Origin of the sequence: Streptomyces sp. NPDC006197, from assembly GCF_040613865.1 — a bacterium.
GTDB lineage: Bacteria > Actinomycetota > Actinomycetes > Streptomycetales > Streptomycetaceae > Streptomyces.
In genome coordinates, this window is record NZ_JBEXSZ010000109.1 from 20,363 (window position 1) to 28,509 (window position 8,147).

The 8,147-nt window shown below is 74.7% G+C and carries 7 protein-coding genes; 5 read left to right on the plus strand and 2 right to left on the minus strand.

From position 1 onward, the window contains the following. Positions 1-46 precede the first annotated feature (46 nt). The 3 genes from ABZ318_RS28185 (at position 47) to ABZ318_RS28195 (ending at position 3,547) form a co-directional block, all read left to right on the plus strand. The gene (locus ABZ318_RS28185; RefSeq protein WP_356905275.1) at positions 47-1,081 is read left to right on the plus strand and encodes an NlpC/P60 family protein; all 1,035 of its coding nucleotides are present in this window, start codon (positions 47-49) and stop codon (positions 1,079-1,081) included. Positions 1,082-1,276: 195 nt separating this feature from the next. Then, on the plus strand, positions 1,277-2,308 hold the full coding sequence (locus ABZ318_RS28190) for an NlpC/P60 family protein (protein ID WP_356905276.1): 1,032 nt from the start codon (positions 1,277-1,279) through the stop codon (positions 2,306-2,308). Positions 2,309-2,332: 24 nt separating this feature from the next. Further along, positions 2,333-3,547: a hypothetical protein gene (locus ABZ318_RS28195; RefSeq protein WP_356905277.1), complete on the plus strand. Its 1,215-nt coding sequence runs from the start codon at positions 2,333-2,335 to the stop codon at positions 3,545-3,547. On the opposite strand, the gene ABZ318_RS28200 is transcribed toward ABZ318_RS28195, so the two are convergent. After that, positions 3,544-4,068: a PadR family transcriptional regulator gene (locus tag ABZ318_RS28200; protein WP_356905278.1), complete on the minus strand. Its 525-nt coding sequence runs from the start codon at positions 4,066-4,068 to the stop codon at positions 3,544-3,546. The genes ABZ318_RS28195 and ABZ318_RS28200 overlap by 4 nt on opposite strands. Before the next feature lie 119 nt (positions 4,069-4,187). Here ABZ318_RS28200 and ABZ318_RS28205 point away from each other — a divergent pair, with 119 nt between their 5' ends. Then, positions 4,188-5,525, plus strand: a complete 1,338-nt coding sequence (locus ABZ318_RS28205) for an MATE family efflux transporter (RefSeq protein ID WP_356905279.1) — start codon at positions 4,188-4,190, stop codon at positions 5,523-5,525. On the opposite strand, the gene ABZ318_RS28210 is transcribed toward ABZ318_RS28205, so the two are convergent. Further along, positions 5,486-6,769: a glycosyltransferase family 87 protein gene (locus tag ABZ318_RS28210; protein WP_356905280.1), complete on the minus strand. Its 1,284-nt coding sequence runs from the start codon at positions 6,767-6,769 to the stop codon at positions 5,486-5,488. The two genes, ABZ318_RS28205 and ABZ318_RS28210, sit on opposite strands and share 40 nt — an antisense overlap. A 118-nt stretch (positions 6,770-6,887) precedes the next feature. On the opposite strand from ABZ318_RS28210, the gene ABZ318_RS28215 reads away from it, so the two are divergent. Beyond that, on the plus strand, positions 6,888-8,030 hold the full coding sequence (locus ABZ318_RS28215) for a glycosyltransferase family 4 protein (protein ID WP_356905281.1): 1,143 nt from the start codon (positions 6,888-6,890) through the stop codon (positions 8,028-8,030). Positions 8,031-8,147 lie beyond the last annotated feature (117 nt).

Consider the following 8,147-nt stretch of genomic DNA (forward strand, 5'->3'; position numbering starts at 1 on the left):
TGCCCCTGACCGGTTGGGCGGCTCGAGGAAGAAGGAGCTCGCCTTCGTGGCGTCCCACCGTCGACCCAAGCAGCCGAGCCGTACCCGTGTGACCGTGTTCACCGCGGCAGCGGCCGCCGCCGTCGCGCTCTCCGCCCAGTCCGGAGCACAGGCGGCCCCCGCAAAGCCCAAGATCGACGAGGTCAAGTCGAAGGTCGACAAGCTGAACCACGAGGCCGAGGAGGCCACGGAGCAGTACAACCTCGCCGAGGAGCGGCGGGGCAAGCTGCAGAAGGAGATCAGCAACCTCCAGGACAAGGTGGCCCGCGGCCAGGAGGAGCTCAACACCCTTCGCGACCAGATCGGTTCGGTCGCCAGCGCCCAGTACCGCTCCGGCGGCATCGACCCGGCGCTCCAGCTCTTCCTCTCCGCCGACCCGGACACCTACCTCGACAAGGCGTCCGCGATCGACCAGCTGAGCGCCCAGCAGGCCGACGTGCTCACCTCGATCCAGGCCAAGCAGCGCACGCTCGCCCAGGAGCGGGCCGAGGCCACCTCGAAGCTGGCCGACCTCGAGGACGTCCGCAAGACCCTCGGCGAGAAGAAGAAGAAGTTCCAGGGCAAGCTCGCCGAGGCCCGCAGGCTCCTCAACACCCTCACCGCCGAAGAGCGCGCCAAGGTGCGGCAGCAGGAGCAGCGCGCCAGCCGCGCCGCCGGCGACCGCGTCGACCTGGGCAACGAGGTCCCGGCCTCGCAGCGCGGCGGGGCCGCCCTCGCCGCCGCGGCCACCCAGATCGGCAAGCCGTACGCCTCGGGCATGGAAGGCCCCAACTCGTACGACTGCTCGGGGCTGACCCAGTGGGCCTACGGTCAGGCCGGCGTCGACCTCAGCCGCACCACGTACACCCAGCAGAACGACGGCGTGAAGATCGGCCGCAGCCAGCTCAAGCCGGGCGACCTGGTCTTCTTCAACGGCCTGTCGCACGTGGGCCTGTACGCGGGCAACAACACGGTCCTGCACGCCCCCTACACGGGCGCCTACGTCCGCTACGAGTCCATGAACACCATCGGCGGGTTCATGTTCGGCGTCCGCGTCGGCTGACCCGCCGCGACCCGCTCCGGCGTGCCGCCCAATCGGGTGGTTCGCCGCGACGCACACTGACCTGACGCCCCGCCGGTGACCTGTGTTCTCCGGCGGGGCGTCACTTTGCGTGCCCGGCGCCTTCGTTGGACGAGGACTGATCAGCGGCTACTGTCTGCCGCGCCAGTCTGCGTCGAGCCGAACGGAGCGCGATTCGTGGCGTCCCACCGCCGATCCGCCAGGGTCACCGTCCTCACCGCCGCCGCCGCGGCCACCGCGGCGGCGTCCCTCGGGGCCGTCCCCGCGAGCGCCGACCCCGGGCCCACGCCCGCGGCCACCCGCGCCACGGTCGACCGCCTCTTCGAGGAGGCCGAGAAGGCCACCGAGGGCTACAACCGGGCGGACGAGAAGGCGGACGCGCTGCGCCGGACGGTCTCCCAGGCGCAGGACAGCCTCGCCCGCGGCCAGGAACACATCAACCGCATGCGGGGCGCGCTCGGTTCGGTCGCCGGTGCCCAGTACCGCTCCGGCGGCATCGACCCCGCCCTCGCCCTGCTGCTCTCCTCCGACCCGGACAGCTACCTGGACCGGGCCTCCGCCCTGGACCGGGTCACCGCCCGCCAGAGCGCCGCGCTCGCCGAACTCCGGCGCGAGCAGCGCCGCCTGGGCCAGCAGCGGACCGAGGCCCGCGCGGTCCTCGCCGAACTGGAGCGCAGCCGGGCCGAGGTCGCCCGCCACAAGCGCACCGTCGAGAAGAAGCTGGCCGAGGCCCGCCGGGTGCTCGCCTCCCTCACCGTCGAGCAGCGCGCCGACTACGACCGCGCCTCCCGCACCGGGGAGCGCGCCGGGGACCCGGCCGGGGGGCCCGCCGCGGAGCTGCCGCCGCTCGCCGACCTCGGCCCCTCGCGGGCCGCCGCCGCGGTGATCGCCGCCCGCAGCGCGATCGGCAAGCCGTACGTGTGGGGGGCGACCGGCCCCTCGGCCTTCGACTGCTCGGGCCTGATGGTCTGGTCGTACCGGCAGGCCGGGATCAGCCTGCCGCGCACCTCCTCGGCGCAGCGGTACGCGGGCCGGCAGGTGCCGCTCTCGCAGGCGCAGCCGGGCGACCTCGTCACGTACCGCGGCGACGCCAGCCATGTGGCGATCTACGCCGGCAACGGCCAGGTCATCCACGCCCCGTACCCGGGCGCGCGGGTCCGCTACGACCCGGTGAACATGATGTCCCACGTGACCGTCACCCGGGTCTGAGAGGAGCCCCGTACGATCGGGGGCGTGGCGGGACGGCGGAGCGGAGTGGCGCGCGGCGCGGCGGCGGGGCTGCTGGCCGCGGTGCTCGCCCTCGCCGGGTGCGCGGCCCCCGAGCCGGCCGGACCGGCGACCGGGGAGATCCAGGGCCTGCTCGACCGGCACGCGAGGGCGCTGCTCGACCGCGACGAGGCCGGCTACCTCGCGGCCCTCGACCCCGCGCTCGCACCGGCCGCGCGCACCGAGTTCGACCGGCTCGCGAAGATCCCGCTGGGCGGCTGGACGTACCGGATCACCGACCTCGACCGGAGCGGCGAGGGCCGGGCCACCGCCAGGGCCGAGCTCGGCTACCGGATCAAGGGCTACGACTCCGGGCCCGCCACCACCGAGCGGGTCCTCGACCTCGCCGAGCGGGACGGCCGCTGGTACGTGACCGGGGACCGAGCCGCCGACGGCGCCCCGCAGCAGCTGTGGCAGCAGGGCGAGGTCACGGCCGTGACCGGCCGGCGCAGCCTCGTCCTGGGCGTGGGGCAGCGTCCGGAGCGGCTGCGGGAGATCGCGGCGGCGGCGGACCGGGCGGTGCCCGCGGTCGGGGACGCCTGGCGCGGGAACTGGGCGGGCCGGGTCGTGGTCCTCGTCCCCGCGTCGATCGAGGCGATGGGCCGGCTCCTCGGCGGGCCGGCCGCCTCCTACCGGGGCATCGCGGCCGTCACGACCGGCCGGGCGGGAGGCGGTCCGACGGCGGCCGCGGACCGGGTGATCGTGAACCCGGACGCGTATGCGGTGCTCGGCGCGTTCGGCCGGCAGATGGTCCTCACCCACGAGACCACCCATGTCGCGACCCGCGTCCAGACCACCACGGCCACCCCGGTCTGGCTCTCCGAGGGCTTCGCCGACTGGGTCGCCTACCGGGGCACCGACCGCACCGCCGCCCAGGCCGCCCCCGAGCTGCGCCGCGCGGTCCAGGCCGGCGAGCTCCCGGCGGAGCTCCCCGGTGACGGGGCCTTCGCCTTCGGCGGCGACGCGGAGGCGATGGCCCGGGCCTACGAGGGCGGATGGCTGGCCTGCGAGCTGATCGCGGACCGCTGGGGCGAGGAGAAGCTGACCGCGTTCTACCGGGCGGTGGGCGCGCACCCGGCCCGGGAGGGCGCGGTGGAGAAGGCGCTCCGGGAGGTCCTGGACACCACGCCGGAGGACTTCACCGCCGACTGGCGCGCGTACCTGGGCGAACGGCTCGGCTAGCTTTCCAGCCGCTCCAGGGCCTCCGCCAGCCAGGCCTTCTCCTCGGTGCCCGTCGCACGGGCGATCCGCAGCATCCCCTGCCGGAAGAGGTCGGGCTCCCGCTCGACGCTGACCGCGGCCCCGTCCTCGTAGAAGAAGCTGGCCGGGGTGAGCAGGAACTCCTGGCGGCGGCGGAGGACGGCCGCCTGGTCCGCCCGGTCGGGGAGGTGCCCGAGGAAGGCGAGCAGGGTGAACCAGCGCTGGCCGTCGGTGATCTCGGCGTCCTTGGGGGCGCGCAGCCGGGCGAGGAGCTCCCGGCGGCCCTCGGGGGTGAGCGAGAGCGTCCGGCGCGGGGCCGCGCTCGCGCCCGGCTCCGTACGGCTGTCGACCAGGCCGTTCTTCACCAGGCGGGTGATGGCGGGGTAGAGGGCGCCGTCGCTGACCGGGCGGACGTGGCCGCTCAGGCCCTGGATGCGCTCCTTCAGCTCGTAGCCGTGCAGCGGCTTCTCGTACAGGAAGCCCAGGATCGACAGCTCCAGCACCGGGCACCTCTCCTTCGCGCTCGTCGGGGCCGCCGCGCTTGTCGGGGGCCGTTTCTCATGCTACCTCTTTTCGATGTACCTCTATTCGAGGTACATCGGAAAGAGGGGGTCCCTTCGTCATGTCCGCACACCGCCGCACGCTCGTCCGGCTCGCCCGCCCGGTCTATCTCGAACTCCTCGCCGGAGTCGCCGCCGGCATCATCAACATGGTCTGGGTCGCCCGCCTCGGCGGGGACGCCGTCGCCGCCGTCGCCCTCGCCGGAAACGTCGAGAACCTCCTCCTCGGCGTCGTCCTCATGGCCGGCTCCGGCACCACCGTCCTCGTCGCCCGCGCCCGCGGCGCCGACGACCCCGGCGCCGTCCGCGCCGCCGTCCGCGGCGGCACCGCCCTCTGCGCCCTGCTCGTGCCGCCCGTCGCCCTCGGCGGACACCTGCTGCGCGAGCCGCTCGCGACCCTCCTGCTCGGCGGCTCCGGCCACCCCGCCCACGCCCTGGCCACCGCCTACTTCGCGATCTCGCTCCCCGGCACGGCCGTCTTCTTCGCCACGAACGTCCTCGACGGGATCCTCAAGGGCACCGGCGACACCCGCACCCCCATGCGGCTCGCCTTCCTCGCCAACGGGCTGATCCTCGTCCTCGACCCGCTGCTCATCCACGCGTACGGGGTGCCGGGCGCCGCCCTCGCCACCGTCACCGGCCGGAGCGTCGCCCTCGCCGCGGGCCTCGTCGCCCTGCGCCGCGACCCGCTCCTCAAGGCCGCGCGGGCGGCCCGGGCGGCCCTGCCCACGGCCGCCGCGCTGCGCCGCACCGCCGCCACCGGACTGCCCATGTCCGTCGACTTCGTGGTCCGGATGGCCGGGGCCCTCGCCCTCGTCTCCGTCGTCGCCCGGCTCGGCGTCACCGAGATCGCCGCCTACGGCATCGCCACCAAGGCCATGTACGTGGCGACCATGGCCTTCTACTCCGTCCGGCAGGCCGCCGCCATCCACAGCGCCCACCTCCTCGGCTCGGGCCTGGACGAGCGCCGGGCCGTCGGCCGGCAGGCCCTCCTCCTCGGCGGGACCCTTGGCACGGGCGCCGCCGGGCTGCTGTTCCTCGGCGCGGGACCCGTCATGCGGGCCTTCGGCGCCGAGCCCGAGGTGGCGGCGGCGGGCGCGCTCTTCCTGCGCTGCCTCGGCCCCTACCTGCTGCTCATGGCGGGGTACATCGCGCTCGCCGGCGTCTTCGAGGGCACCGGGGCCAGCCCGTACCTCGCGCGGATCACCGTCGCGGGCGTCCTCGTCCAGCTCCCGCTCGCGTACACCCTCTCGGGCGCCGGCCTCCCCGGGATCTGCCTGGCGATGGCCCTCGCCATGGGCGCCCAGTGCGCGGCCCTCGGCCTGCTGCACCGCCGCACCCTCGCCGCCCCCCGGGAGTCTCAGCGCGAGCTGGACAAGGCCTTCTCGAACGCCGGCTGAGTCGCCTGCGCGGGGATCCTCCCGGCCGCGGCCGCCGCGAGACGCGGCTCCGTCACCGTGTGCTGCCACAGGATCCGGCAGGCGATGACGGTGGCGGCGATCAGCAGACCGTTCCGGGTGAACAGCACCGCCATGCCCAGCGGATCGCTCCGCGTCACGTGCGAGAACCACACCGGGAACTCGAACTGCGTCACCGCCGTCGCCCAGAGCACCAGGTGCGCGGGCCGCCGCATCCGGCTCGACCGGTAGGCGAGGCACACCGCGGCCAGACCGACCAGCCACAGCATGTACTGGGGGGAGAGCACCCGGCTCGTCGTCGTGAACAGCAGCACCGCGACGAAGGCCGCGTCCGCCACCGTCGACGAGACGAAGCGCCGCGCCCGCAGCCGCCACACGAGCAGCCAGCCGAACGCGGCGATCGTGAGGACCAGCGCGGCCGTCGAGACCGTGGACACGTACGGGCCGAGGAACTCGATCGAGCCGTAGTTCATCCTCGCCCCGCCGTCCCAGCCGAAGTGCCGGACGACGTGGAAGACCATCGCGCCCAGCGACTCGACCTCCGTGCCCCGGTCGCGCTGGAAGCCCAGGAAGGCCAGCGCCCCCGGCATCCACACCAGGCAGAACGCGAGCACCGCGGCCGCCGCGCCCACCGCCGTCGACCAGGAGCGGAGCGTCGCCCGCCCCTTCGGGGTGCCGGCGAGCAGCAGCACCGGCCACACCTTCAGGACCGCGCCGAAACCGGCGAGCGCGCCGAGCACGCGCGGGCTGCGGCCCGCCGCGAGCAGCCCCGCCACCGCGACGGCGGTGACCATCACGTCGTACCGGGCGTACGCCGTCGGACCGAGCAGCGGGACGCCCGCGAGCCAGAACCAGGCGCCCCGGAGCGAGCGGCCGGAGCGGCGGCCCGTGTGGAGGAGCAGCCCGAAGACGAGCACGTCGCAGAGGAAGGCGAGGACGAAGAAGGCGGACGCGTAGCCGAGGAACGGCAGCACGGCGGGGGAGAGGATCGCGAACGCGGCGGCCGGCGGGTACTGCCAGGTGACGTCGTCCAGCGGGTACGTGCCCGTCCGCAGGACCTCGTACCAGCCCTGGTAGATGTTCGAGACGTCGAAGGTGACGTCCGGTCCGGGGATCACCACGACCTTGAAGACGCACAGCAGCAGCAGGACCCGGGACAGACCCCAGAGACCGAGCGGAAGCCGCAGACCCGTGCGTGACCCGTTCCCCGCCGCACCCGTCGTCACTGTCGCGTCCTTCTCCTGTCGGCCCGCGGTGGCGGGAGCGGTCGTGGTCCTGTCGGCCCGCGGTGGCGGGGCAGGTGTGTTGCCGGGTGGTGCAGGCGATCGCGTACTGTCGGCCACGATGCACAAGACCCTGATCGTAACCAACGACTTCCCGCCGCGTCCCGGCGGAATCCAGGCCTTCCTGCACAACATGGCGCTCCGCCTGGACCCCGACCGGATCGTGGTCTACGCCTCCACGTGGAAGCGCAGCCGCGAAGGGATCGAGGCGACGGCCGCGTTCGACGCCGAACAGCCTTTCACGGTCGTACGGGATCGCACCACCATGCTGCTGCCGACTCCTCGGGTCACCGCCCGCGCCGCCGCGCTGCTGCGCGAGCACGGCTGCGAGTCCGTGTGGTTCGGCGCGGCCGCGCCGCTCGGCCTGATGGCCCCCGCGCTGCGCCGGGCCGGCGCCCGCCGGCTCGTCGCCACCACCCACGGGCACGAGGCCGGCTGGGCCCAGCTCCCCGCCGCCCGGCAGCTCCTGCGCCGCATCGGCGAGGGCACGGACACGATCACCTACCTCGGCGAGTACACCCGCTCCCGGATCGCGGGCGCCCTCGCCCCGGCCGCCGCCGGCCGCATGGTCCAGCTCCCGCCCGGCGTCGACGAGAAGACCTTCCACCCCGGCTCGGGCGGCGACGAGGTCCGCGCCCGCCTCGGGCTCAGCGACCGCCCCGTCGTCGTCTGCGTCTCCCGGCTCGTCCCCCGCAAGGGCCAGGACACCCTGATCCGGGCCATGCCCGCGATCCTCCGCCGGGTCCCCGACGCCGTCCTCCTGATCGTCGGCGGCGGACCGTACGAGAAGGACCTGCGCCGCCTCGCCGCCGAGACCGGCGTGGCCGGCTCCGTGCGCTTCACCGGCGCCGTGCCCTGGTCCGAGCTGCCCGCCCACTACGGCGCCGGCGACGTCTTCGCCATGCCCTGCCGCACCCGGCGCGGCGGCCTCGACGTCGAAGGCCTCGGCATCGTCTACCTGGAGGCCTCCGCCACCGGCCTCCCCGTCGTCGCCGGCGACTCCGGCGGCGCCCCCGACGCCGTCCTCGACGGCGAGACCGGCTGGGTCGTCCGCGGCGAGTCCGCCGAGGAGACCGCCGACCGCGTCGCCACCCTCCTCCTCGACCCCGAGCTCCGCGCCCGCATGGGCGAGCGGGGCAGGGCCTGGGTGGAGGAGCGCTGGCGCTGGGACCTGCTGGCGGAGCGGCTGCGCGAGCTGCTGTAGGGAGTGCGCGGGGAGTCCGCAGGAACCGGCATGTTCGGGGCGGACGCCACCGGGATCGATCCGGTCCACCTGTCCGTGAGCCAGCTGGAGATCCGCAGCGTCTTCGGCGCCCCTTCG